Origin of the sequence: Mycobacterium sp. 3-98 (assembly GCF_035918355.1) — a bacterium.
Lineage (GTDB): Bacteria > Actinomycetota > Actinomycetes > Mycobacteriales > Mycobacteriaceae > Mycobacterium > Mycobacterium intracellulare.
In genome coordinates this window covers 810,206-833,510 of sequence record NZ_CP142360.1, presented here as the reverse complement: position 1 = coordinate 833,510, position 23,305 = coordinate 810,206, and the positions used below count along the sequence as shown (strand labels likewise).

Genomic DNA, 23,305 nt, shown 5'->3' with positions numbered 1-23,305 from the left:
ACCGAAGGAGGCTCCATGACACGGCTGCTCGCGCTTCTCACCGTATCGCTGGGCATCACGCTCGCGGCACCCGCACACGCCACGCCGGGCGAGGACGAGGCACCCGCCGATGACAACAACGGATCCTTCCTGTCCGACCTCCACACCGTCGGGATCAGCTTCAAGGACCCCGGCCAGGCCGTCGCCGCGGGAAAGTCGGTGTGCGGCATGATCACTCGCGGCGTATCCGGCCTGCAACTCCTCACCGACATCCGCGACAACAACCCCGCCCTGACCACCAACGGCGCCGCCCAATTCGCCACGATATCGGCGAAGGCCTACTGCCCCGGGCAGCTCGAAGAGAGCAAGGGCAAAGGCGGGGGCTGAGCGCCAACTGGCCGATGCCCGCGACTACTTCTGGTAGGACAGCGCCCCGGTGCCCGCGAGCCTGCCGCCCTCGACGATCAGGTACTCCGGACGGATCGGCGTGCCGGCGAACCAGCTTTCCAGGATCTCCCGGGTGCCGGCCGCGTAGCGCGCCTGCGCCGACAGGGTCGTCCCCGAAACATGCGGCGTCATCGCGTTATTCGGCATCGTCCGCCACGGATGGGCGACCGGCGGGGGCTGCGGGTACCACACGTCGCCGGCGTAACCGCCGAGTTGCCCGCTGCGCAGCGCGTCGGCGATCGCTTCCGGGACGGTCTCCTCGGCGCGGGCGGTGTTGACGATGTAGGAGCCACGCCGCATCGTCGAGATCAGCTTCTCGTCGAACATCGCGCGGGTGTCCGCGTACAGCGGCGAGTGGATCGAGACCACGTCGACCGCCCGCACCAGCTCCTGCACCGTGGGATGGAACGTCACGTTCAGTTCCTTTTCGACCTCCGGTGCCAACCGGCGGGTGTCGGTGTAGTGCAGGTTGACGTCGAACGGCGCCAACCGGCGCAGCACCGCACGCCCGATCCGTCCGGCGGCGATCACACCCACGTCCATGCCCTCGAGGTCGTAGGCGCGCTCGACGCAGTCGGCGATGTTCCAGCCGCCCTCGACGGCCCACCGGTGGGACGGGACGAAATTGCGGACCAGTGCCAGGATCTGCATCACCGCGTGCTCGGCGACGCTGATGCTGTTGCTGTAGGTCACTTCCGCCACGGTGATCCCGCGCTCCTTGGCCGCATCCAGATCCACGTGGTCCGAGCCGATGCCGGCGGTCAGGGCCAGCTTGAGCTTGGGCGCCTTGGCGATGCGCTCCTTGGTCAGGTAGGCCGGCCAAAACGGTTGCGAGATCACGATTTCGGCGTCGGGCAACGCGCGTTCGAACTCCGAGTCGGGTCCGTCCTTGTCCGACGTCACCACCAGTTCGTGGCCCGCGTCTTCGAAAAACTTGCGCAGCCCGAGGGCGCCCGACACGCAGCCAAGCAACTCACCGGGCGTGAAATCGATCGTTGACGGAGTCGGCACGGTGCTGCCGTCGGGATATCCGTGGATCGTCGGGATGCTGTCGCGCGCGTAGGCCGGCGGGTATCCGTCGACGGGGTCGGGATAAAGCACCATCACACACTTGGCCATTGAATTCTCCTTAACTGGCGATCAACCCCAGTCTCACGGCGCGGCCACGGGCTGTCCAAGACGCGATTCCGACTGGCTGATAGGCGACGCCGATCAGTGGAGACGGGGGCTAGGACCGCTCGGAGAGCGTGGCGCCGATGCGGGCCTCGCGCGCGGTCCGCCGCAACGCCCGCGCCAGCAACGAACCCGGCTCGGCCCGGTTGGTGACCAACGCGATCAGCGCGGTGACCGAGGGCCGGCGCAGTCGCAGCACGCTGGCCCCGGCGGGGATGCCCAGGGTGTGGATCCACGGTTGGGGCACGATGCTCGCCCACCGGCCGGTGCGCACGTGCGCGAACAACGCTGCCACGGAGTCGGTTTCCAGCTGCGGTGTCACCTCGAGGCCGTGGGTGGCCAACGCGTCGTCGATGACCCGGCGCCCGCGCATGCCCTGGGTGAGCAGGCACAGCGGCAGCTGCACGGCATCCGACCACGCGATGGTGTCCGACTCGCCGCCCAGCAGCTCGGCGGCGGCGATGAGCACCGGCTGTTCGTGGTAGAGCGGCGTGACCAGCAGGTCGGCCGTGTCCTGTTGGTCCGGATAGAGGATGCCCGCGTCCAATTCGAACTTGCGGACGCGTTCGACGATGCCGGCCGAACGCAGATTGACCTCGAGCCGGACCCGCACCAGGGGATGCGCGGCACAGAACGGATCCGTAAGCAGCGCAACGGTGGTCGATGCGGCCGGGACCACCCCCAGCCGCAACTCACCGGTCAGCCCGGCCTGCAGCGCGGTGACCTCCCGTTTGAGCGAGTCGCGGTCGGCCAGGATGCGCCGCGCCCAGGGCACCAGCCGCTCGCCTTCGGGGGTGAGGCCTTCGAACCGCTGCCCCCGCCGCACCAGCGGGACGTTGAGTTCGGATTCAAGCTTGCGGATGGCCTCCGACAGCGCGGGCTGCGACACGTAGCACGCCCGCGCGGCGCGCGCGAAGTGGCGCTCTTGCGCGAGCGCGACGAAGTACTCCAGCTGACGAAACAGCATGCGCCCATTCGACCACGCGCACGGTTACTCGTCGCAGTGGTGGGGGAACCCACGCAGCGAACCACAACGCACGCGAAGGAGGCGCACGGTGGCCAAACAGTTCGAGGTAGGGGACCACGTCCGATGGAATTCGGAAGCCGGTCACGTCAGCGGCATCGTGGTCAAGAAGCACACCCGCGACACCGAGTACAAGGGCCACAAACGGCACTGCACGAAAGACGACCCGCAATACGAGATCAGAAGCGACAAAACCGACCACATCGCGATGCACAAGGGCGACGCCCTGGAGAAGATCGACTAGGACACGCCGCGACACCACCATGAGCGACGACGGCGAGATCTGGACGATCGGGCATTGGACATGCCCGGTGCCCACCTTCCTGGAACCCCTCGATCAGGCCCGCATCGACCTGCTCGTCGACGTGCGCGCCCAGCCCGGCTCGCGACGCAATCCCCAGTTCGGCAGTGCGGAGATGGCGCGCTGGCTCAGCGACGCCGGCATCGGCTACCTCCACCTCCCCGCGCTCGGGGGACGACGCGGCCGGCAAAGCGTCGACCCCACCATCAACGCGGGCTGGCAGAACGCCAGCTTCAAGAATTACGCCGATTACACCCTCACCGACGAATACCAGCGCGGCCTGGCGGAACTGATCACGCTCGCCCGCTCCCACCGCGTGGCGATCATGTGCGGTGAGCCCGTGCCGTGGCGATGCCATCGGCAATTGATCGCGAACAGCCTTGTCGCCCAGGGCTGGACGGTATGGCACCTCATCAGCGGATCCGCGCCGCGTGAGCATCGACTCGGACAATGGGGCGCCACACCCGTCGTCGACGAGCGCAGGCGTGTGACGTACCCGGCGGACGCCGACGGTGCCTGAATAACACACTGAGGCAACGGGTTTGGCACGCGGCAGCGCCGTGAGCTAGTCAGCGCTTGCTGCGACCACCACACAGCACCGGCCCGGCGTCGGCTGCAGCCGGGCATCCAGGCAATGCGGGGTCATCGCGTCCACCATCCCGTCGATCAGCGCGTGGTTCATGCCGCAGGCCAATTCGGTCTGTTCCTGAGCCAGCGCATGGAACGGGCAGTTGACCAGATACACGCCGTCGTCGTCGTGACCCGGTTCATAGCCATACTCCCGCAACAAGCGGGCCACCAGTTTCAGCGCCGCACGCGCGTCGGCCGGCCGCCGGCGGGCTGCGCTCAGCGCGCTCTCCGCGATGCTCCGGCCGTAGTCGTGGGCGTTGCGGTGCAACACCTCTACGACGGGCGCGCCGCTCTGCTGGGATTGGACGATGGCCCGGCCCATCAGCCGCCCGGCCAACTCGTACTGACGTTGCGGCAAACTCACGGCGATGTCGCGACGGACACGTCGGTACAGCTTCGAGGTGCGCCCCGCTCCCGGGCCGGTCCGGCCGGTCAACCGGGCGTAGTCACATTCCAGCAGGCCTTCGGCCGTCAGCCGGTCGAGATGAAACTTCGCCTGGTGCCGGGCGATTCCCACCACTTCGGCCGCCTGATCGCGGCTCACCGGTCCGGGCTGCGAACACACAAACTGATACAGCTCGTAGCGCACGGGGTCGGCGAGGGCGCCGATTCCGGCGGCATCGCGTTGCAGTTGGTCCATCGCGCCCACTTCTAAATCACAAAAGTCTTGACGTTACAGCGAATAATTTCTAAAGTTTAATTACTTATCTGTTAGTTTTCAGGAGCCGCCATGGTCACCTTGCCAACCAGCGCCGCCCACATCCATCGGTTCGACGATCAGGCTACCCGCGCGCATCGCCGACCACGATGCGATATCGCCGTGGTAAAGCGCCCGGTGTCGTGAAGCACTTTGTGCTCCGGACCGCCGCGCGGTCGGCCACCTGGACCATCGGGCTGGCGCTGGCGGCGAGGACCGTTCCCCACGTTGTGCTGACGGCATCGGGCCTCATCGTTGCCGTGGTGTTCTTCTCGGTAACGCAGACGACCCTGTCGGTGAAGATCTTGAAATTGCCCCATGGATACGCGTCGCTGCTGCTGGGCTGCACCGGCCTGACCCTGACCATCGGCGCGATGAGCCTGGCTTCGGTGTCGACGCACGGACTCAGCATCTACGGCGGCGCATCGTGGCTCGCCGCGACGGTCATGGTCTGGCTCGTGACGACGATCGGCGCGATCCTGCTGTTCGACGTCTACGTTCCCCGTGATATCGGCTTCCCCAAAGTTGCCGAGTCACTGCGGAATTGACCGACGAGAGGGAACCATGGGAGACACACATCACGACCCGACCGATCGTCATCGGACGGCACACCCACGCGCCGGTCTCACGATGAAGGACAACTTCTTTTGGCCCGGGTTCATTCTGCTGGGGGTCGCATTGTGCGGCATCATCGCCAGCTTGGCCGTCGCCGCCTACCAGCATTACGAATGGCTCAGCACGGTGGCGATCATCGCGCTACTCGCCACCGTCGCCGCAACCTTGTGGTTCGTTGTGGAACTTCGCCGGGTCACGCTGTTGGAGAATCAACAAGACGGGTAACGGGACGCGCCGATCCCGTTGGCGAGCCGGCCATTTCAGGCCGTCAGGCGGGGCCGTAGCCGCGATGCGGTGATATCCGCCCCGGCGGCGAGGGCGTCGATCAGCGCATCGGCGAAGTCCACCAGCCCGGCCGCATCAACGGCGTGCGGCGCCGGCCGATCCTGCTGCGCCAGATGGGCGCGGGCACGGCTGAGCAGCGTGGTCGCACCCTTGACGTTGCCACGCTGCGCGTGGGTGATCCCCACCGCGAGCTGCGTCAGGCCTTGCCACAGGGCCTGCTCGTCGGCCGGTCCGTTCTTCCAGGCGGCCTCGAGCACCTCATGGGCGTTGAAGGCGAGGCCTCGGTCCAGCAGATCCTGGGCGTATGCCAGCGTCTCGACCGGCGCCAGCGCCAGGTCGTCCGGAATGCGTGGAACGCCTTCGCTGCCCGGCGGCAGGGGCCGGCCCAGGGCGTCGCGGGGTCGGGCGCTGCGCGGCCGGCCCGATTCGTCGCGATCACGCTCGGTCATCGGCAATGGATTCCCGAATCACAGCGTTTCGTCCAGCTCGCCGAGCCGGTCGGTCAGCCGCAGGTTCTCCGAGTAGTCGACCGGGCAGCTGATCAACGAGACGCCCTCGTCGTCGAGCGCGGCGCGCAGCGTCGGGAGCAGTTCGTCGGCATGAGTGATCCGATATCCCTTGGCGCCGAAGCTTTCCGCGTACGTCACCACGTCCGGGTTGTTGAATTTCACGTAGTAGTGCGCCCCGAGTTCGAGATCCATCTTCCATTCGATGAGGCCGTACCCGCCGTCCTCCCAGATCAGCACGACCAGCGGTATCCGCTCGCGCACGGCGGTCTCGATCTCCTGCGAGTTCATCAGGAACGCGCCGTCGCCGACGACGGCCAGCACCTTGGACTCCGGCTGCGCCAGCTTGACGCCGAGCGCCCCGGGAAGGGCGAAGCTCATGGTGGACAGGCCGTTTGAGATCAGGCAGGTGTTCTTTTCGTACGTCGGGTAGAGCCGGGCCATCCACATCTTGGTGGCGCCGGTGTCGACCAGGACGACGTCGCTGCGGCCCAGCGCCGCGCGGGTGTCGGCGACCACCCGCGCCGGCGCCAGCGGGTAGCGCGAATCCTGTTGCCCCCGGGCGAATTCCTCGGCGAGCAGGCCCGACCCGGGCACGTCGGCGGCGTGGCTGAAGCTGTGACCGGACAGCGCGTCGGTGAGGGCGTTCAGCGAATCGCTGATGTCCCCGATGATCCCCACGTCGACCGAGTAGTGCGCGTCGACCTCGGCGGGGAACCGGTGAATGTGGATGATCTTCTTATCGGCCTGGGGGTTGATGCGGACCGGGTCGAATTCCTGCAACTCGTAGCCGACGGCGATGACGACGTCGGCGTTGTCGAACCCGAAGTTGACGTAGTCGTGCCGCATGAAGCCCAGCGTGCCGATGCTGTTGCGGTGGTCGTCGGGCATGACGCCCTTGCCGTGGAAGGTGTTGGCCACCTGGATGCCGAACTCGTCGGAGAAGCGCACCAGGGCTTTGGTGGCGTCGGCGCGCGCGGCGCCGTGCCCGGCCAGCACCACCGGGCGCTTGGCGTTGCGCAGGATTGCGACGGCGCGTTCCACCTGGCGGGGCGCCGGAGCGTCGGGGCGCACGACGTTGCGCGGCAACGGCCCCAGGTCGTAATCCTTCTCGTCGGCGTCGATGTGCTCGGGCACCGCGAGATAGACCGCGGCCGGGCGTTCGGACTCGGCGAGCTTGAACGCCTTGCGCACCATCTCCGGGATGGCGCGCGGGGTCGGGATGCCGGCCGCCCACCGGGTGATCGGGGCGAACATCGACACCAGGTCGACGTATTGGTGTGACTCCTTGAACTCCCGGTCGTGGCCCACCTGCGCGGAGATGGCGACCAGCGGGGTGCTGTTGGTGGTGGCGTCGGCGACGCCGAGCTGCATGTTGATCGCGCCGGGCCCCAGGGTGGCCGACACCACCGCCGCCCGGCCGGTGACCCGGCCGTACATCTCGGCCATGAAGGACGCGGCCTGCTCGTGCCGGGTGAGCACGTAGCGGATGGGCGACGCCGCCAGGGCCTGCACGAATCGGATGTTCTCCTCGCCGGGCACCCCGAACACGACGGAAACGCCCTCGTTTTCCAGGCACTTGACGATCAACTCGGCGGCTCTGCTCATCCGGCACCTCCCTTGAAGGAACGATAGTGGCAGGGTGGGTGTTGGACTTTTCAGCTACTCATCCGATGAAGGAGGGCCAGGTGCCCATCGCCACCATTAACCCGGCTACCGGCGAGACGGTGAAAACCTTCACCCCGGCCACCGATCAAGAAGTCGATGCCGCGATCGCCCGTGCCTACGAACGCTTCCTCGACTACCGCCACAACACCACGTTTGCCCAGCGCGCGGGGTGGGCAAACGCCACCGCCGACCTGCTGGAAGCGGAGGCCGACGACGTCGCCGCCATGATGACGCTGGAGATGGGCAAGACCCTGAAATCGGCCAAGGCCGAGGTGTTGAAGTGCGCCAAGGGTTTTCGGTACTACGCCGAGCACGCCGAGCAGCTGCTCGCCGACGAGCCGGCCGACGCCAAGGCGGTGGGCGCGAAGAAGGCCTACATCCGCTATCAACCGCTCGGCGTCGTGCTGGCGGTGATGCCCTGGAACTTCCCGCTGTGGCAGGCCGTGCGGTTCGCCGCCCCGGCGCTGATGGCCGGCAACGTCGGGATCCTCAAGCACGCCTCGAACGTCCCCCAGAGCGCGCTGTACCTTTCCGACGTCATCACCCGCGGGGGCTTCCCCGAGGGCTGCTTCCAGACCCTGCTGGTCTCCTCGGGCGCCGTCGAGCGCATCCTGCGCGACCCGCGCGTCGCGGCGGCCACCCTGACCGGTAGCGAGCCGGCCGGCCAATCGGTGGCGGCCATCGCCGGCGACGAGATCAAGCCGACGGTGCTCGAGCTCGGCGGCAGCGACCCGTTCATCGTGATGCCCTCGGCGGACCTGGACGAGGCCGCCAAGACCGCGGTCACCGCACGGGTGCAGAACAACGGCCAATCCTGCATCGCCGCAAAGCGGTTCATCGTCCACACCGACATCTACGACGCGTTCGTCGACAAGTTCACCGAGCGCATGCAGGCGCTCACCGTCGGCGACCCGACCGACCCCGACACCGACGTGGGCCCGCTGGCCACCGAGTCCGGCCGCGACGAGATCGCCAAGCAGGTCGACGACGCCGCCGCCGCGGGCGCCACCATCCGCCTCGGCGGAAAGCCCATCGACGGGCCGGGGTGGTTCTACCCGGCGACGGTGGTGACCGACATCACCAAGGACATGGCCCTCTACACCGAGGAGGTGTTCGGCCCCGTCGCGTCGATGTACCGGGCGGCCGACATCGACGAGGCCATCGAGATCGCCAACGCCACCACGTTCGGCCTGGGGTCCAACGCCTGGACCAACGACGAGGCCGAGCAGCAGCGCTTCATCGACGACATCGAGGCCGGCCAGGTCTTCATCAACGGGATGACGGTGTCCTACCCCGAGCTGGGGTTCGGCGGCGTCAAACGGTCCGGCTACGGACGCGAACTCGCGGGCCTGGGCATCCGCGCGTTCGTCAACGCCAAGACCGTCTGGGTCGGCGAATCCGAAAGCGGCTCCTCGTCGGGCGACGACAAGGTCGAGTGAGCTGCTAGGCCGACGCGCCCGCCAGCGCCTTTTCGTCCTCGTCGGCGAACGTGTCCTCGAGCTGCAGCGGCGAGTAGTCCAGGTCGATCTCGCCGAGCGGCCGGCCGCGGGCGCTGGAGATGGTGCCGAACCGCCGCATCCCCTTGTCGGAGGCGTACTGCATGAACTCGTCGACCGACAGGCCGAAGGGCATCGGGTCGTAGAGGGCGAAGCCCTCCTCGATCAGCCGCAGCCCGAGCGGCATGAGTTCGTTCATGCGCGTTTCGAAGACGCCCCAGTTGGCGTCGTCGGCGGCCACGTGGCGACGGCAGGTGAAAGTGCCCCACGCCATGTGGCGGCGCTCGTCGTCGCCGATCCGCCGGACCAGCTCCTGCATGCCGGGCAGGATGCCGCGTTCCACGCAGATCTTGTGCCAGCCGAAGTAGCCGGTCAGCGCCAACATGCCTTCGACCATGTGGTTGTAGGTCACCGACGCCCGCACCTGGGCGGCCGGCGACGGATCGAGCGTCAGCGCGTTCAGACACGCCGGCAGTTCCTCGTAGAAGATGGTGCGGTAGGTCGGGACGTCGTCGAGGAAGTAGTGCAGGTCCTCGGTGATGCCGACGGCGTCGAGCCACATGCGGAACACCTGGACGTGCTTGGCTTCCTCGAAGGCGAACTGCGTCAGGTACATCTCGTCACCCAGCCGGCCTTCGGCCCGCATCGCGGCCATGAACGGCTGGATGTCCTGGGTCACCGATTCCTCGCCGGCGATGAACTCGGCGCACAACCGCGTCGCATAGCTGCGTTCGTCCTCGGTGAGGCGTTCCCAGTCCTCCCGGTCGCGGGAGAAATCAATGTCGGCCGGATTCCAGAATTTCGCGTTGCCGCCCGCAAACAGCTTGAGCGGCAAGCTATCCCAGTTGAGACCGCCCTCGGCCATCGAGGCGATTCGGGTTCGATTCATGAGACCTCCTCAGATCGTTGGGGGGCTGAGTTGACGGAGGAGTCCGCCGAGAATGCCGCGGCCAGCACGCCGACGAGCCTGCGCACGGCCAGCGCCGGCTGCTCGGGGGTGGGCTCGTCGAGCCCGAGGATCGGGTCCAGCCCGCGCATGTAGGGCGCCAGCGCCAGGTGCGGAAAGATCAACAGCAGCAACGACAACAGCGCGTCGGTGTCCGACTCGGCGCGCAGGTCGCCGCGCAGGTGCGCGTCGCGGACCAGCGGGCGCATCACTTCCAGGTAGTGGCGGTGGATGACGTTCTGCACGCTGACGCGGGCCTCGGTGTCGACTTCGAGGGTCGCCGCGGCGTGCAGTGCGCGCTCGTGCGGGTGGTCGGCAAAGTAGGCCACCCAGGTGTCGAGCCAGTCGGTCAGGAACTCGAAGAAGGGCCGGCTCGGGTCGAGTTCGCGGATGCGGCCCTCCATGTAGGCCCGCACCCGCTGGCTGGCGATGTCGGCGATGAACGCGTACAGGTCGCGCTTGTCGGCGAAGTACTGGAACAGGCTGCCCTTGGCGACGCCCGCGCGGCGCGCGATGACGTTGAGGCTGCCACGGGAGAAGCCGTGCGCCCCGAATTCCGCCTCCGCGGCTTCGATGATCGCGGCGCGACGAGCGGGGTCGACGCGCGCCCAGGTGACCGTCGGCAATGCTGGCTCCTCGCTTCGATGACCACTGGTCATATTACGGTGACCTGCGTCACAGTCAAGGGGTCGCGTCCAGCCGCCTTGCCGAGTGCCCGGCGGCCTGGGCACGCGAATCCCAGCGCCCGGCCGGCCGGGCGCTCGGCGAGCGAACTTCAGGCGGGTGTTTGCTTGCCGGCCGTGACGCCAGAGTCACGTCCGGCGCCGGGCGTGACTCTGGCGTCACGGCCGGGCGCCGAAGGCGACGAACCTAGGGGCGCATCTGGTAGGCGCCGCTGAGCGGAAGGACGTGCTCCTTCCAGATCTGCGCGTACCGCGACGGGTCGTGGACGGGGCGACGGATCATCCGCATCGCGTAGCGCGCCTGGGCGTCCGTCGTCGCGGGCTTGTCGCTCAGCTCCACGGCGTAGGCGTTGAAGTCGCGGACCAGCACGGCGAAGATCTCGTCGAGCAATCCCTCGTCGACACCCGAGAGCCCGGCCTCCTCCAAGATGAGCTGGGCGTAGGGCACCGTGGCGAACAGCTGACCGACGGCGAACGCGAAGTCGATGTCCTTCTGCTGCGCGGCATCCGGGGTGGCGCTGGCCAGCATCTCGGCCAGCGCGTCGACCTGCGAGCGCAGCAGCGCGACGTTGGGCAGGTGGCCGAAGCTCTCGAACGGCGCGCGCCAGTCGTGGAAGCGCACCTTGCCCAGGCCGCCCGTCGGGCCCTGCGCGAACAGGAAGGTGTCGTCGGCGGCGTCATCCCGGCGGCCGATCGACGGCAGCGCGTCGTTGGGGGCGAACAGGAAGTTGGGCATGAACTTGCCCAGCAGCCCGATGTTGATGTGGACGGTGCCCTCCAGCCGGGGCAGCAGGCCGATCTCGCGGGCCATGGCCTCGAAGATGGTGTCCTTCTCCACGCCCTTGGCGGCGATGACGTCCCACAGCGCGGTGATGACGCGCTCGCCCTCGCTGGTGATCTTGGCCTTGGTGAGCGGGCTGTACAGCAGGTAGCGGCGGTCGTCGGTTGACGCGCTGCGCATGTAGTCGCAGGCGCGGGTGGCGACCAGCCGCATCGCGACCAGCCGCGCATACGCGTCGGTGAGCAGCCGCCGCACATGCGTGAAGTCGGTGACGACGGTCCCGTACAGGATGCGATTGGACGCGTGGGTGACCGCCTCGTACATCGCGTGGGTACACATGCCGACCGCGCCCCATCCGAGGTTGTACTTGCAGACGTTGACGGTGTTGAGCGCGGCGTGGAACGCCTCGGGGCCGCGGTGCAGGATGTCGGCCTCGGTCACCGGGTAGTCGCGCAGCGCGTAATTGGCGACGTAGTTCTGCGAGTTCACCACGTTCTTGATCAGCTGATAGCGCTCGTGCTGGGAGTCGGCGGCGAAGAACACGTACTCGGCGTCGTTCTTCGAGGCGCCGGCGAACTTGCCGAAGGTGGAGACCATCCGGGCCACGTTGGCGTTGCCGATGTAGTACTTCTCCCCATTGGCGACCCAGCCCCCGCCGGAGGGCGTCAGGTTCATGTCGGTCTGGTAGACGTCGGCGCCGTGCGTCTGCTCCGACAGGCCGAACGCGAACACCTCGCCGGCCTCGAGCAACCCGGCGGCCTTGCGCTTGGCGTCGGAGTTGGCGCTCATCCAGATCGGGCCCAAACCCAGGGCGGTGACCTGGAAGGGGTACCAGTAGTTGAGCCCGTAGAAGCCGACGATCTCGGCGAACGCGCTGATCCGGTAGGTGTCCCAGCGGCAGTCGGGGGCACCGTAGGCCGACGGCGTCAGCAGCGACGCGAAGATGCGCTCCCGACCGATGTGGTCCAAAAACTCGGAGTACCAGACCCTTTCGTGGTCGTCAGACTTCAACCGCGCCTTGCCCCGGGACTCGAAGAAGTCGACCGTGGCGGCCATGATCTCCGCCGAGCGGCGGTCCGGGTACTGGCGTTGCAGGTGATTGGGGTTGAGCAACATGGCGGGACTCCCAGCGGTTCTCGACGCAGACGAGGGTGACGGTACTGCAACGGCGCGCCCGTCGGGGCACTTGTGCGCAGGAGGCCGTCGAGTCGGCGGCACCCGGCGTCATCGTCGAGCAGGCGCCCGAAACACTGACGGTGAGTCGAATCGCGGCATGCACAGCCGGTCAACCGACCCGCCGCGGCTGACCAGCGCAGCGGTATGACGATCCGAGAGCAGGGCATAGTCCGCGATCGGCGTGGTGCTCACGGCTTTTGCCACCGGTCGGGATCGGCCTCCAAGGCGCCGCGATCCCAGCGGCCGAGGTCCGCGGCGGCCGCGTAAGTCGTTTGCAGGAACTGCAGTAAATCCCCGTCGGGATCCTCGGCGGTGCGTACCGCCTCGTAGGGCAGGACGAATTCACCATGGTCTGCACTGAAATGCGCCGCCGCGGGCGCTATCGGGTAGTCGGCGTAGCCGTCCGGTTGCGGGTAGGCGTAGGAGTAGAAAGCGCCTTCCTCACCGCCGCCGGGCCAGAAGCCGCAGCTGCTCAATTCGTGCGAATAACCCTCGACCATCACCCAGTCGCCGCAGTTCGGTGCGCCGCCGGGATGTTTGGGCGCCGGCCTACCCGAAAACCGGGTACACGCGAGATCCATTGCCCCCCAGAAGAAATGCACCGGGCTGACTTTGCCGATGAACGATGCGCGAAACTGGCTCATCACCCGGTGCGCCTGCAGGAGTTGTCTCCAGAACAAGCGCGCGGCGTCGGGATCATAGGAGGCGTGCTGATGGTCCTCGGCGAACCGGATGGCCGGATCCACCTCGTTGGGGCTGGCGCTGATGCGTGTCGCGACCCCCAAATCGTCCAGGGCCGACATGGTTTCGTCGTAGAACTGCGCCACCGGTTTGGCCGTCAACGGCACCGAGACTTGCCGCCCGTCGCTGTGACGAATCCGCAGCACGGCGTCGATGACGTCGAATTCGATGTCGAACACCCCGGTTTCGTGGGGTATCGCGCCCGTGGTCATTCCGCGCGGGCTCACGTACAGCGTCACCTGCCACCAGTGGTTGACCATCGGCGTGCGCACCATGCGGACCTTGCCGACGATCTGGGTCCACATGTGCAGCGTTTCGCGAGTCGGAGTCCAGTCGTCGACCCGTAGCGACGGCCATCGATCGGTCCCGGTTGCGGCGTCCATGTCGGCTCCCCTTGTATGCGGCTCAGTTCGCGGGTACCCGCCGCAGCGGCCCGCTACCAGAACGGGAACGTGCCTCACGTTTCTGCGGTCATCCGATGCGTCATATCCACTGGTACGGCCGGTGCACGAGCGATGCGCGGAGGTAAGGTCCTCGAACCCGTCGAATTCAGGCGGCCGGAGCTCTAGCATCGGATGCGTGTCGCGACTGAATACCGCACGTGGACCGATTGATACCAGCGACCTCGGCGTCACGCTCATGCATGAGCACGTGTTCATCATGACCACCGAGATCGCCGAGAACTATCCCGAAGCCTGGGGCGACGAAGAACGGCGGGTGGCCGACGCCATCGACAGGCTCAACGAGCTCAAGGCCCGCGGCGTGGACACCATCGTCGACCTCACGGTGATCGGCCTGGGCCGCTACATTCCGCGGATCGCCCGCGTCGCGGCGGCCACCGAGCTGAATATCGTTGTGGCGACCGGGCTTTACACCTACAACGACGTGCCGTTCCGGTTCCACTACGAGGGCCCCGGCGGATTGCTGGGCGGCCCGGAGATCATGACCGAGATGTTCGTCCGCGACATCGAGCAGGGCATCGCCGACACCGGCATCAAGGCCGGAATCCTCAAGTGCGCCACCGACGAGCCCGGCATCACCCCCGGCGTCGAGCGGGTGCTGCGCGCCGTCGCCCAGGCGCACAAACGCACCGGGGTGCCGATTTCCACGCACACCCACGCCGGACTGCGACGCGGCCTCGAGCAGCAACGCATCTTCGAGGAGGAGGGCGTCGACCTGACCCGGGTGGTGATCGGCCATTCCGGCGACAGCACCGACATCGGCTACCTCGAGGAGTTGATCTCCGCCGGCTCCTACCTCGGCATGGATCGGTTCGGCCTCGACGTGATCTCGCCGTTCGAGGAGCGGGTGCGGATCGTGGCGGAGATGTGCGAGCGTGGGCACGCCGACAGGATGGTGCTCTCCCACGACGCCAACTGCTACTTCGACGCGCTCCCCGAAGAGCTGGTGCCGCAGATGGCCCCGAACTGGCATTACCTGCACATCCACAACGACGTCATCCCCGCGCTCAAGGAGCGCGGCGTCACCGACGAGCAGCTGCACACCATGCTGGTCGACAATCCGCGCCGCATCTTCGAGCGTCAGGGTGGCTATGAGTGAGCCGGTCCCGCCGATCGGCACCCAGATTTCGCAGCTAGCCCAACTCGCCCCCGACGAGCCCGCCGTCACCTGTGACGGGGTGACCCTGACCCGGGCCGAGCTCGACCGCTCGACGAATCGGTTGGCCCGGGCCTACGCCGAGCGGGGCGTAGGCGTCGGCGACTACGTGACCATGGTGCTGCCGAACTCGATCGAGTGGATCCAGGCCGCCGTGGCCTGCTGGAAGCTGGGCGCGGTGCCCCAGCCGCTGTCGGCTCGGCTGCCCGACGCGGAGTTGGCGGGCCTGCTCGAATTGCGGCCACCGGCCTTGTTGGTGGGGCGAGATCATGTCGAATTCCCCTGCGTGCCAGCGGATTTCGTGCCCGATCCGGCGCTGCCGGACGGCGCGCTGCCCGAGGCGGTGTCGCCGGTGTGGAAGGCGATGGGATCCGGCGGCAGCACCGGGCGGCCCAAGCTGATCGAATCCGGCGGCGACAGCCGGATACCGCCGCTGATCGGCTACCCGCTGGGCGCCCAGGAGGGCGACACCACGCTGGTGCCGGTGCCGCTGAGCCACAACACGGGCTTCACCACCGCCACCATCGCCCTGCTGATGCGCCATCACCTGGTGCTGATGAGCCGGTTCGATCCGGTTCAGTTCCTCCGGCTGATCACCGATCATCGCGTCACGTTCCTGACGACGGTGCCGACGATCATGCAGCGGACGCTGCCGGTCTATCACGCCGACCCCGCCTCGTACGACCTGTCCTCGCTGCGACGGTTCTGGCACCTGGGGGCGCCGTGCCCGCCGGCCATCAAGCAGGCCTGGATCGACCTGCTGGGCCCGGAGAAAGTGTGGGAACTCTACGGCGGCACCGAATTACAGGCGCTGACCTTCATCTCCGGCGACCAGTGGCTGGCGCACCGGGGTTCGGTGGGCGTGGTCGTCGCCGGCGAGATGAAGGTGCTCGACGACGACGGCAACCCGTGCCCGCCCGGCGTGGTCGGCGAGATCTACATGCGGCCCGGGCCAGACAGCGCGCCCACCTACCGCTACGTCGGCGCCACGGCGAAAAGCCGCGACGGCTGGGACTCGCTGGGCGACCTCGGGTATTTCGACGACGACGGCTTCCTGTACCTGTCGGACCGGCGGGTCGACATGTTCACCGTCGGCGGCCGCAACGTCTACCCCGCCGAGATCGAGAACGCGCTGTCGGCGCACCCGGACGTGTTGTCGTGTCTGGTCGTCGGAGTTCCGCACGGCGACCTGGGCCAGGTGCCCTACGCCCTGGTGCACACGGCCGACGGCTCCACCCTGGATTCCGTTGGTGTGCAGGCGTTCCTGCGCGAACACCTGGCGGCGTACAAGGTTCCACCCAGCCCCGACTTCATCGAACTCGTCGACACCCCGTTGCGTGACGACGCCGGCAAGGCCCGCCGCTCGGCGGTGCGGGACCGGATCCTGCAGCGGCTCCAGACCGCGGAAGCCGGCTGACCCGACACCGTCGAAATCGGCGGCAAGCCACTCGATATGAGGCGGCGGGGGGCGCTCGAGAGCAAGAAGTGATACTTGTCGAGTCCTGTCATCACCGGGTAATGGAGAACGATGCCGCCTAAGTCACCGTCATCGACCCCGAAACTGCCGCCCGCCCGGGTGGCTCGCGCGGTCGAACGAGTCCGTCATCATGTGGGGCGGCTATACCTGCGCCTGGCTCCCCCGCCGATCGCGGTCATCGACATCATCTTCGGCGCCTTTCTGTCGCAGGCCATCTCGGCATCCGCGCAGCTGGGTATCGCCGACGCGCTGGCCGCGGGCCCGCTGACCAAGGAGGAACTGGCGGGGCGCATCGGGGCCGACCCGGACAGCGTGGCGCGGCTGATGCGGTTGCTGATCAGCCGCGGCGTGTTTCGCAGGCGCCGCGACGGCCGTTTCGCACTGAACGCGCTGGCCGACACCTTGCGCACCGATTCGCCGGTCTCGACGCGTGGGGCCGCCCTGCTTTTCGGTTCGCCGCAGCACCGGGCGAACTGGACGCGGCTGGCCGACGCGGTGCGCACCGGAGAGCCGAACCCCCCGAAAGTGTTCGGTAAGGACTTCTTCGACTATCTCCGCGACGACCCCGAGTTCGCGGAGATCTTCAACAGCGCCATGACCTCCACGTCGTCGGTGCTGGAGGCGGCGGTGGTCGCGGCCTACGACTTCACCAAATTCGGTGTCATCGCCGACATCGGTGGCGGCCACGGCCGGCTACTCTCGTCGATTCTCGCCGCCGCCCCCGATGCCCGCGGCGTGCTGTTCGACCTCCCCGAGGCGGTCGAGGGGGCGCCACCGGTGTTGGCCGCGCACGGTGTCGCCGACCGAGTCACCGTGACGGGCGGGTCGTTCTTCGAAAGCGTGCCGGCCGCTGACGCCTATGTGATGAAGAACGTCATCCACGACTGGCCCGACGACAAGGCCGTCGCGATCCTGGGCATCGTCAAAGCCGCGGCCCCTCCGGGCGCGACCCTGCTGCTGCTGGAGATGGTCGTCCCCGATCACGACCGCGAATTCCTCGGCCACTACGCCGATATGGAGATGCTGGTATGGCGGGCGCACTGGAACGCAGCCTCACGCAGTGGACCGACCTACTCCGGCAGGGCGGCTTCCGGCTGCAGCGCGTGGTGCAGACGGCAGGGCCGCTCTGCGTCATCGAAGCCGTGCCCACCTAGCGGTGTGTCATGCCAATAGCAACAGCAGACGTCTAGGTGGACACCGGAAAGTCTTGGCCCTCGCGGACATCGGCCTCGGTCGCGCCGACGTGACACCTCGAACGCCTTGGCCGACAATGCCGGCCAGCGGTGCGGTCGGTTGGGCGAGAAATCGGTCATGAGTTCGACGACCCCATGAGGCGATGCCGTTGTTGAGTCGAAGTCGAATCTCGTGCGCACCCCGACGAACGTATCAGCCTGTCAGCGCCGGTGAACCTGCCCTTCGGTTGGCCGCTGACGCGCTGGAAACGATGGACGGACCGCAGCGGCTAGGGCGCGATCGCGTCCGCCTCCGCATCGACGGCCTGCGCGGAATCTGCGGGTCGCTCGCGTTTCTCCCAGCGCCGCAAGGCTTCTCGGCAGGGCGACTCCACCAGCGCGTAGCTGACGGCGGCGATCGCGAACCCGAAGACCAGGGTCAGCACCAACACCGTCGGCATGTTGCCGGTGAACGGAAACGTCCCGACGACCGGAAACACCATGGCCAGCGCGGCCAGGTGCCAGATGAACAGGCCGTAGGACCAGCGGCCCAGGGTGACCATGGCGGTGGTCCCCAAGATCCGGTGCGGCGTGTCCGGCCGGTCCAGCACCAGCGGCGCGACCAACGCGAAGGCCACCAGCGCGCCCATCGCGGTCTTCACCGCAAACTGCGCGGGCGTGCCGGGCACCAGACCCTCCGGCCCGGCCAGCGGCGAGGCCGCGACCAGGTAGGCCGCCGCCGCGACGACGGCCATCACCAGGCGGTGGCGCGCGATGCGGTGCGGGAACCCGACGCCGCTGTGGACCCACTCGGCCAGCAGCATGCCGGCGGCGAACCAGGAGAAGAACGCCGGCGGCCAGTTGAGCGGGTTGACGCCCTCGGCCGCGTGGCCCGGCACCCAGCCCCACGCCCAGCTCAGCGCCCCCAGCGCGGCGATCGCCGGTACCCGCGCGCGCACCGGGAGCCGGCGGGCCAGCAGCGCGAGCACCGGCAGCGCCAGATAGAAGCTGACCTCGACCGACAGGCTCCACATCTGGGTCAGCCCGCCCGTCAGCGTGAGCGGCACATAGATCTGGGTGAGCGTCAGGTTGGCCAGCCACACCGTCGGGCTGGCGTGGTCGGCGTCGGGCAGCAGCGTCAGGATCACCACGACCGCCACCAGGTAAGCGGGCATGATGCGCACGACCCTGGACCGCAGGTAGTGGCCGGTGCGGGGGCGGGGTCCCAGATCCCTTGCCGCCCCGGCGTGCCCGCGCCACAGCAGGAAACCCGACAGCGCGAAGAACACCGCGACGGCGAGGTCGAACCGGCCGAACAGCCGGCCGGAGGCGCCGCTGGAGTGCCCGGTCTGGAAGGCGACGTGGGTGACCACCACGCCCATCGCCGCGCAGGCGCGCATCCCTTCCACGGCCGGTAGGAAGCTGCGCACCCCGCCCACCCGCTGGTCGTCGCTCACCACCACAGTGTGCCCGTGCTGGGTTGCCCGGCGAATGGGTACACCCGAAGGACCCGCCCGCGCGAGCATCAGGTTCGTAAGCCGCCACCTTACTTTCTGCTGTTAGGGTCAAACGAGTTTGCCCCGGGCTGCTCGCTCGGGTCGGGTCGCGGCTGAGAAATGCAAGGACATGAGGAGGGCACAGCGACGTGAACCGAGCAGTCATGTTGCGGTTCGCCGCATGCGGGATCATCGGACTCGGAGCCGCCCTGCTGATCGCCGCGCTGCTGTTGTCGACGTACACCACCAGCAGGATCACCAAGGTCCCCCTGGACCTCGACGCCACGCTGGTCGGCGACGGCACCGGGACGGCGCTGGACTCCGCGTCGTTGTCCACCGACCACGTCGTCGTCAACCAGAACGTGCCGCTGGTCTCCCAACAGCAGATCAGCGTCGAGTCGCCCGCCAACGCCGACGTGGTCACCCTGCAGGTCGGAAGTTCGTTGCGGCGCACGGACAAGCAGAAGGACAGCGGGCTGCTGCTGGCGATCGTCGACACCGTCACCCTCAACCGCAAGACCGCGCTGGCCGTGTCCGACGACACCCACACCGGCGGCTCGGTCCAGAAGCCGCGCGCCGTGAACGACGAGAACCCGCCCACGGCGATGCCCCTGCGGCACGACGGGCTGTCGTACCGGTTCCCGTTCCACACCGAGAAGAAGACCTATCCCTACTTCGATCCGATCGCCCAGAAGCCGTTCGACGTCAACTACGACACCGAGGAAGACGTCAACGGGCTGACCACCTACAAGTTCACCCAGAACGTCGGCTACAACGCCGACGGCAAGCTGGTGGCCCCGGTGGCGTACCCGTCGCTGCTGGCCGGCAACGAGGACGCCAAGCAGACCACGTCGGCGTCGATGTGGGGCGTCCAGGGCGGCGATCCGAACGAACAGATCACCATGACCCGCTACTACGCGGCGCAGCGCACGTTCTGGGTGGACCCGGTGTCGGGCACCATCGTCAAGCAGACCGTGCACGCCGACCACTACTTCGCCCGGGACCCGCTCAAGCCGGAGCTCACGCTGGCCGACTACAAGGTCACCTCGAACGAGGACACCGTCGAATCCCAGGTCAACGCCGCCCGCGACGAGCGGGACCGGCTGGCGCTGTGGTCGCGGGTGCTGCCGATCACGTTCACCGCGGTCGGGCTGATCGCGCTGGTCGGCGGGGGGCTGCTCGCCTCGTTCAGCCTGCGCAGCGAGAGCGCGCTGACCGACCCCGGCCTGGATCGCGGCGATCAGGACTTCTTCGGCCGCAGCGGCCTCGAGGAGCCGGTGCCCGGGGCCGAGGCCGAGACGGAGAAGCTGCCCACCCAGCGTCCCGATCTGCGCCAGGAGTCCGGCGGGGATCCGCCCGGCTCGGCCGGCTCGCCTGGGGCCCCCGGACCGTCCGGCCCGGACGAGCCCACCGAGGCGGGCCCCACCGAGTCCAACCCGCCCGGCCCGCACGACCGCGAATAGCCCGGCCCGGATGCGGTAGCCGTGCGCTGGACCCGACCCGGGTACGCACTGGTCCTGGCGCTGCTGGTGGTCGGGCCGCTGCTGGCCCCGGGGTACCTGCTGCTGCGTGACGCCGTCTCGACGCCGCGGTCATACCTGTCCGACACCGCCCTGGGGTTGACCTCGGCGCCGCGCGCCACCCCCCAGGATTTCGCGGTGGCGCTCGCCTCGCATGTGGTCGACGGCGGCATCGTGGTCAAAGCGCTGCTCGTGGTGGGGTTGTGGCTGGCGGGCTGGGGCGCGGCCCGGCTCGTCGAGGTGGCCCTGCCGCCTGCGGGCGCGCCCGGGCAGTTCGTCGCGATCACGCTGGCGATCTGGAATCCCTATGTCGCCGAACGACTTCTGCAGGGCCATTGGAGCCTGCTGGTCGGCTACGGCTGCCTGCCCTGGGTGGCGACGGCCATGCTGACGTTGCGCGCGGGATCCGGCTCGCTGTTCGGGCTGGCCTTCTGGATCGCGCTGGCCGGTCTGACCCCGACCGGGCTGCTATTGGCCGCGACGGTGGCGCTGGTCTGCGTGGCCGCCCCGGGTGACGGCACGGCCGGGCCCTGGCCGCGCCGGTGGTGCGCCGCGGCGGCGCTGGGCGTCGCGCTGGTGGCCGCGCTGCCGTGGTTGGTCGCGTCGGCGCTGGGCGCTTCGCTGACCGCCCACACCGCGGCGAACCGGCTGGGGGTCGAGGCGTTCGCGCCGCGCGCCGAGCCCGGCCTGGGCACGCTCGCCAGCCTGGCCAGCCTCGGCGGAATCTGGAACGGCGACGCCGTACCCGCTTCGCGCGCCACGCTTTTCGCGGTGTCCTCGGCCGTGGTGCTGCTCGGGATCGTGGCGGCGGGCCTGCCGGCGGTCGCCCGCCGGTCGGTGGCGGTTCCGCTGCTGGTGCTGGCCGCGGTGTCGGTGCTGGTTCCCGCGGCGCTGGCCACCGGGCCGGGCCTGCACCTGCTGGGCGCGGTGGTCGACGCCGTGCCGGGATTCGGCGTGCTGCGCGACGGGCAGAAGTGGGTGGCGCTCGCCGTGCCCGGCTACACGGTGGCGGGCGCCGGCGCGGTGGTGACGTTGCGACGGTGGACGCCGCCGCCTGCGGACGTTGCGGCGGCGCTCGTCTGCTGCCTGGCGCTGCTCCTGGCGCTGCCCGACCTGGCCTGGGGGGTGTGGGGCAAGGTGTCGCCGGTGCACTACCCGCACGGCTGGACCGCCGTCGCCGCGGCGATCAACGCACGGCCGGCCGCGGTGGCGGTATTGCCGGCCGGGACGATGCGGCTCTTCTTTTGGTCGGGCGCCGCGCCGGTGCTGGACCCGCTGCCGCGCTGGGTGCGCGCCGAGGTGCTGAGCAGCGGCGACCTGGTGATCTCGGGGTCCACCATCGCGGGCGAGGGCGCGCACGCCCGCGAAGTGCAGCGGCTGCTTTTGGCCGGGCCCGATCCGTCGGCGCTGGCGGCGGCGGGCGTGGGATGGCTGGTGGTGGAATCGGACAGCGCCGGCGACATGGGGGCGGCCGCCCGCACCCTGGGCGCGCTGGCGCCGGTCTACCGGGACCACGCGATCGCGCTCTACCGGGTCGGCGGGCAAAGCGCCGGGGTGTCGGCCGATCGCCGGGCGGCGACGGTGATCGCCCATGCGGCGTGGCTGGCGTTGTTGGTCGCGGGCGGCGCCGGCGCGGGAATCGGCGCGTGGCGGCGCCGCGCCTCGGTCAGCCCCGCCCGGTGACTAGTCCGTGCACCGTGCGGCCGCAGTGCACCGCGTCCAGCACGCCGCGCATCGCGTCGGCGCTTTGCGCCCAGGAGAACTCGCCGCTGCGGGTGTGCGCCTTGGCGCCGAGTTGGTCGCGCAGCACCGGATCGGCGAGCAGTTCCTCGAGACGGTCCACCAGCTCGGCGTGGGTGTCCACCAAGATCCCGGTCACCTCGTCGACGATCGAGTCCGACAGGCCGCCCGAGGACCGGTAGCCGATGGTCGGCACCGAGTGCTGGGCCGCCTCGATGACCGCCAGCCCCCAGCCCTCCTTGCGCGAGGGCAGCACGTGCACCCAAGCCGCTTGCAGCACATGGTGTTTCGTCACGTCGTCGACGTGACCGTGGAACGTCACCGCGGCGCAGATGCCGAGCCGTCGCGCGTGCTCGACGAGCCGCTCGCGCCACCAGCCGTCCCCGACGATGTCGAGATGCAGGCCCGGCGTCCGCGGCAGCAGCGCCGCGACCGCTTCGAGCGCGTCCTCGATCTGCTTGTGGGGCACCAGCCGCGACAACACGACCACGCGCGGCGCGGCCGCGCGCGGGCCCGACAACGATTGCGCCGGCGCCAGATCCAGGCCGTTGCGCACCACCGCGATCTGCGCGCCATTGACGCCCAGGGTGACCAGGTCCCGCGCGGACGGCAGCGACACCGTCACGTACTGGTTGCGCCGGTTCACCCGGGGCGACAGCGTCGACTCGACGAACCAGCCGAGCCGGCCGAGCACCGGGCCGGCCACCGGCCACTGCTGGCGGTGGCAGTGATGCACCAGCACCACCACGCGGCGGCCGTAGACCAGCCGCGCCAGAAAGGGCAACCCGTTCTGCGTGTCGACGACCACGTCGGGCCGCACCTTGCGCAGCGGGCCCACCCCGAGCCGGGCCGCCGCCATCGCCAGCAACGCCCAGACGTACACCGAGTACCGGCCACCGGCGCGGTCGATCCGCACGCCGTCGACGACTTCGCGGCGCGCCGCGCCGGGATAGCGGGCGGTGCGCAGCGTGACGTCGATCCCCGAGGCGGCCAGCTGCGCACCGATGCGCTGCAGATAGGCTTCGCTGCCGCCGCCCTGCGGGTGCCCGGTATCGCGCCAGCACAGCAGCAGGACCGAGCGCAGAGCAGACATCACCGGTCAGCCTAATGGGAATCGGTCGGCGCGCCATGCGGG

General features: G+C 68.8%; 22 protein-coding genes. 11 read left to right on the top strand and 11 right to left on the bottom strand.

The annotated features are described in order from the left end of the window. The first annotated feature begins 15 nt into the window (after positions 1–15). Positions 16–366 carry a DUF732 domain-containing protein gene (locus QGN30_RS04095; protein WP_009957651.1) on the top strand — a complete coding sequence of 117 codons (351 nt, stop codon included), beginning with the start codon at positions 16–18 and terminating at the stop codon, positions 364–366. 24 nt (positions 367–390) lie between these two features. Here the strand turns inward: QGN30_RS04095 and QGN30_RS04090 are convergent, their stop codons facing one another. Beyond that, complete coding sequence (locus tag QGN30_RS04090) at positions 391–1,545, bottom strand: NAD-dependent formate dehydrogenase (RefSeq protein ID WP_009957650.1); 1,155 nt, start codon at positions 1,543–1,545, stop codon at positions 391–393. Between the two features lie 109 nt (positions 1,546–1,654). Then, complete coding sequence (locus QGN30_RS04085; RefSeq protein WP_008261812.1) at positions 1,655–2,566, bottom strand: LysR family transcriptional regulator; 912 nt, start codon at positions 2,564–2,566, stop codon at positions 1,655–1,657. A gap of 88 nt (positions 2,567–2,654) precedes the next feature. Here QGN30_RS04085 and QGN30_RS04080 point away from each other — a divergent pair, with 88 nt between their 5' ends. Continuing rightward, the gene (locus tag QGN30_RS04080) at positions 2,655–2,867 is read left to right on the top strand and encodes a DUF2945 domain-containing protein (protein ID WP_008261813.1); all 213 of its coding nucleotides are present in this window, start codon (positions 2,655–2,657) and stop codon (positions 2,865–2,867) included. 19 nt (positions 2,868–2,886) lie between these two features. Next, positions 2,887–3,444, top strand: coding sequence for a DUF488 domain-containing protein (locus QGN30_RS04075; protein WP_009957649.1), 558 nt, complete (start codon positions 2,887–2,889; stop codon positions 3,442–3,444). A gap of 45 nt (positions 3,445–3,489) precedes the next feature. Here the strand turns inward: QGN30_RS04075 and QGN30_RS04070 are convergent, their stop codons facing one another. Further along, on the bottom strand, positions 3,490–4,194 hold the full coding sequence (locus QGN30_RS04070; RefSeq protein ID WP_026071134.1) for a helix-turn-helix transcriptional regulator: 705 nt from the start codon (positions 4,192–4,194) through the stop codon (positions 3,490–3,492). A 167-nt stretch (positions 4,195–4,361) separates the two neighbouring features. Between QGN30_RS04070 and QGN30_RS04065 the strand changes: the two genes are divergently transcribed. Both QGN30_RS04065 and usfY read left to right on the top strand, forming a co-directional pair. Beyond that, a complete protein-coding gene (locus tag QGN30_RS04065; protein WP_225331558.1) occupies positions 4,362–4,799 on the top strand; it encodes a hypothetical protein in 438 nt (145 codons plus the stop codon). Between the two features lie 16 nt (positions 4,800–4,815). After that, positions 4,816–5,091, top strand: coding sequence for a protein UsfY (gene usfY, locus QGN30_RS04060; protein ID WP_008261820.1), 276 nt, complete (start codon positions 4,816–4,818; stop codon positions 5,089–5,091). 35 nt (positions 5,092–5,126) lie between these two features. Here the strand turns inward: usfY and QGN30_RS04055 are convergent, their stop codons facing one another. Then, the gene (locus QGN30_RS04055) at positions 5,127–5,600 is read right to left on the bottom strand and encodes a DUF309 domain-containing protein (RefSeq protein ID WP_008261822.1); all 474 of its coding nucleotides are present in this window, start codon (positions 5,598–5,600) and stop codon (positions 5,127–5,129) included. Positions 5,601–5,618: 18 nt separating this feature from the next. Further along, the gene (locus tag QGN30_RS04050; RefSeq protein WP_009957646.1) at positions 5,619–7,265 is read right to left on the bottom strand and encodes an acetolactate synthase large subunit; all 1,647 of its coding nucleotides are present in this window, start codon (positions 7,263–7,265) and stop codon (positions 5,619–5,621) included. A gap of 80 nt (positions 7,266–7,345) precedes the next feature. Between QGN30_RS04050 and QGN30_RS04045 the strand changes: the two genes are divergently transcribed. Beyond that, positions 7,346–8,764 (top strand): NADP-dependent succinic semialdehyde dehydrogenase, encoded by a 1,419-nt coding sequence (locus QGN30_RS04045; protein ID WP_248923271.1) that lies wholly within the window; start codon positions 7,346–7,348, stop codon positions 8,762–8,764. A gap of 4 nt (positions 8,765–8,768) precedes the next feature. On the opposite strand, the gene QGN30_RS04040 is transcribed toward QGN30_RS04045, so the two are convergent. The 4 genes from QGN30_RS04040 to QGN30_RS04025 form a co-directional block, all read right to left on the bottom strand. Continuing rightward, the gene (locus tag QGN30_RS04040; RefSeq protein ID WP_009957644.1) at positions 8,769–9,710 is read right to left on the bottom strand and encodes a R2-like ligand-binding oxidase; all 942 of its coding nucleotides are present in this window, start codon (positions 9,708–9,710) and stop codon (positions 8,769–8,771) included. Next, the gene (locus QGN30_RS04035; RefSeq protein WP_225346405.1) at positions 9,707–10,393 is read right to left on the bottom strand and encodes a TetR/AcrR family transcriptional regulator; all 687 of its coding nucleotides are present in this window, start codon (positions 10,391–10,393) and stop codon (positions 9,707–9,709) included. Before QGN30_RS04035 ends, QGN30_RS04040 begins: the two co-directional genes overlap by 4 nt. Positions 10,394–10,637: 244 nt before the next feature. Continuing rightward, a complete protein-coding gene (locus QGN30_RS04030; protein WP_225346404.1) occupies positions 10,638–12,347 on the bottom strand; it encodes an acyl-CoA dehydrogenase in 1,710 nt (569 codons plus the stop codon). A gap of 248 nt (positions 12,348–12,595) precedes the next feature. Further along, positions 12,596–13,531 (bottom strand): DUF5996 family protein, encoded by a 936-nt coding sequence (locus QGN30_RS04025; RefSeq protein ID WP_225346403.1) that lies wholly within the window; start codon positions 13,529–13,531, stop codon positions 12,596–12,598. Between the two features lie 196 nt (positions 13,532–13,727). Between QGN30_RS04025 and QGN30_RS04020 the strand changes: the two genes are divergently transcribed. The 3 genes from QGN30_RS04020 to QGN30_RS04010 all read left to right on the top strand — a co-directional run bounded on the left by QGN30_RS04020 (position 13,728) and on the right by QGN30_RS04010 (position 17,415). Continuing rightward, a complete protein-coding gene (locus tag QGN30_RS04020; protein ID WP_009957640.1) occupies positions 13,728–14,708 on the top strand; it encodes a phosphotriesterase in 981 nt (326 codons plus the stop codon). Continuing rightward, positions 14,701–16,182 carry an AMP-binding protein gene (locus tag QGN30_RS04015; protein WP_225346402.1) on the top strand — a complete coding sequence of 494 codons (1,482 nt, stop codon included), beginning with the start codon at positions 14,701–14,703 and terminating at the stop codon, positions 16,180–16,182. Before QGN30_RS04020 ends, QGN30_RS04015 begins: the two co-directional genes overlap by 8 nt. 192 nt (positions 16,183–16,374) lie before the next feature. After that, a complete protein-coding gene (locus tag QGN30_RS04010; RefSeq protein ID WP_442791867.1) occupies positions 16,375–17,415 on the top strand; it encodes a methyltransferase in 1,041 nt (346 codons plus the stop codon). 289 nt (positions 17,416–17,704) lie between these two features. Here the strand turns inward: QGN30_RS04010 and QGN30_RS04005 are convergent, their stop codons facing one another. Continuing rightward, positions 17,705–18,940: an acyltransferase family protein gene (locus QGN30_RS04005; protein ID WP_134770515.1), complete on the bottom strand. Its 1,236-nt coding sequence runs from the start codon at positions 18,938–18,940 to the stop codon at positions 17,705–17,707. A 119-nt stretch (positions 18,941–19,059) separates the two neighbouring features. Between QGN30_RS04005 and QGN30_RS04000 the strand changes: the two genes are divergently transcribed. Together QGN30_RS04000 and QGN30_RS03995 are read left to right on the top strand one after the other, a co-directional pair. Then, positions 19,060–20,373, top strand: coding sequence for a porin PorA family protein (locus QGN30_RS04000; protein ID WP_158020471.1), 1,314 nt, complete (start codon positions 19,060–19,062; stop codon positions 20,371–20,373). Positions 20,374–20,394: 21 nt separating this feature from the next. Next, entirely contained in the window at positions 20,395–22,113 is a 1,719-nt protein-coding gene (locus QGN30_RS03995; protein WP_036459879.1) for a hypothetical protein, read from the top strand. Here QGN30_RS03995 and QGN30_RS03990 read toward each other — a convergent pair. Further along, entirely contained in the window at positions 22,097–23,263 is a 1,167-nt protein-coding gene (locus QGN30_RS03990) for a glycosyltransferase family 4 protein (RefSeq protein WP_008261840.1), read from the bottom strand. The two genes, QGN30_RS03995 and QGN30_RS03990, sit on opposite strands and share 17 nt — an antisense overlap. Positions 23,264–23,305: the final 42 nt, after the last annotated feature.

Bases quoted from the DNA above. Each gene is read 5' to 3' on its own strand.
- QGN30_RS04095 (WP_009957651.1), top strand. From the start codon at position 16: ATGACACGGCTGCTCGCGCTTCTCACCGTATCGCTGGGCATCACGCTC.
- QGN30_RS04090 (WP_009957650.1), bottom strand. From the start codon at position 1,545: ATGGCCAAGTGTGTGATGGTGCTTTATCCCGACCCCGTCGACGGATAC.
- QGN30_RS04085 (WP_008261812.1), bottom strand. From the start codon at position 2,566: ATGCTGTTTCGTCAGCTGGAGTACTTCGTCGCGCTCGCGCAAGAGCGC.
- QGN30_RS04075 (WP_009957649.1), top strand. From the start codon at position 2,887: ATGAGCGACGACGGCGAGATCTGGACGATCGGGCATTGGACATGCCCG.
- QGN30_RS04070 (WP_026071134.1), bottom strand. From the start codon at position 4,194: ATGGACCAACTGCAACGCGATGCCGCCGGAATCGGCGCCCTCGCCGAC.
- QGN30_RS04065 (WP_225331558.1), top strand. From the start codon at position 4,362: ATGCGATATCGCCGTGGTAAAGCGCCCGGTGTCGTGAAGCACTTTGTG.
- usfY (WP_008261820.1), top strand. From the start codon at position 4,816: ATGGGAGACACACATCACGACCCGACCGATCGTCATCGGACGGCACAC.
- QGN30_RS04055 (WP_008261822.1), bottom strand. From the start codon at position 5,600: ATGACCGAGCGTGATCGCGACGAATCGGGCCGGCCGCGCAGCGCCCGA.
- QGN30_RS04050 (WP_009957646.1), bottom strand. From the start codon at position 7,265: ATGAGCAGAGCCGCCGAGTTGATCGTCAAGTGCCTGGAAAACGAGGGC.
- QGN30_RS04040 (WP_009957644.1), bottom strand. From the start codon at position 9,710: ATGAATCGAACCCGAATCGCCTCGATGGCCGAGGGCGGTCTCAACTGG.
- QGN30_RS04030 (WP_225346404.1), bottom strand. From the start codon at position 12,347: ATGTTGCTCAACCCCAATCACCTGCAACGCCAGTACCCGGACCGCCGC.
- QGN30_RS04025 (WP_225346403.1), bottom strand. From the start codon at position 13,531: ATGGACGCCGCAACCGGGACCGATCGATGGCCGTCGCTACGGGTCGAC.
- QGN30_RS04015 (WP_225346402.1), top strand. From the start codon at position 14,701: ATGAGTGAGCCGGTCCCGCCGATCGGCACCCAGATTTCGCAGCTAGCC.
- QGN30_RS04005 (WP_134770515.1), bottom strand. From the start codon at position 18,940: ATGCTCGCGCGGGCGGGTCCTTCGGGTGTACCCATTCGCCGGGCAACC.
- QGN30_RS03990 (WP_008261840.1), bottom strand. From the start codon at position 23,263: ATGTCTGCTCTGCGCTCGGTCCTGCTGCTGTGCTGGCGCGATACCGGG.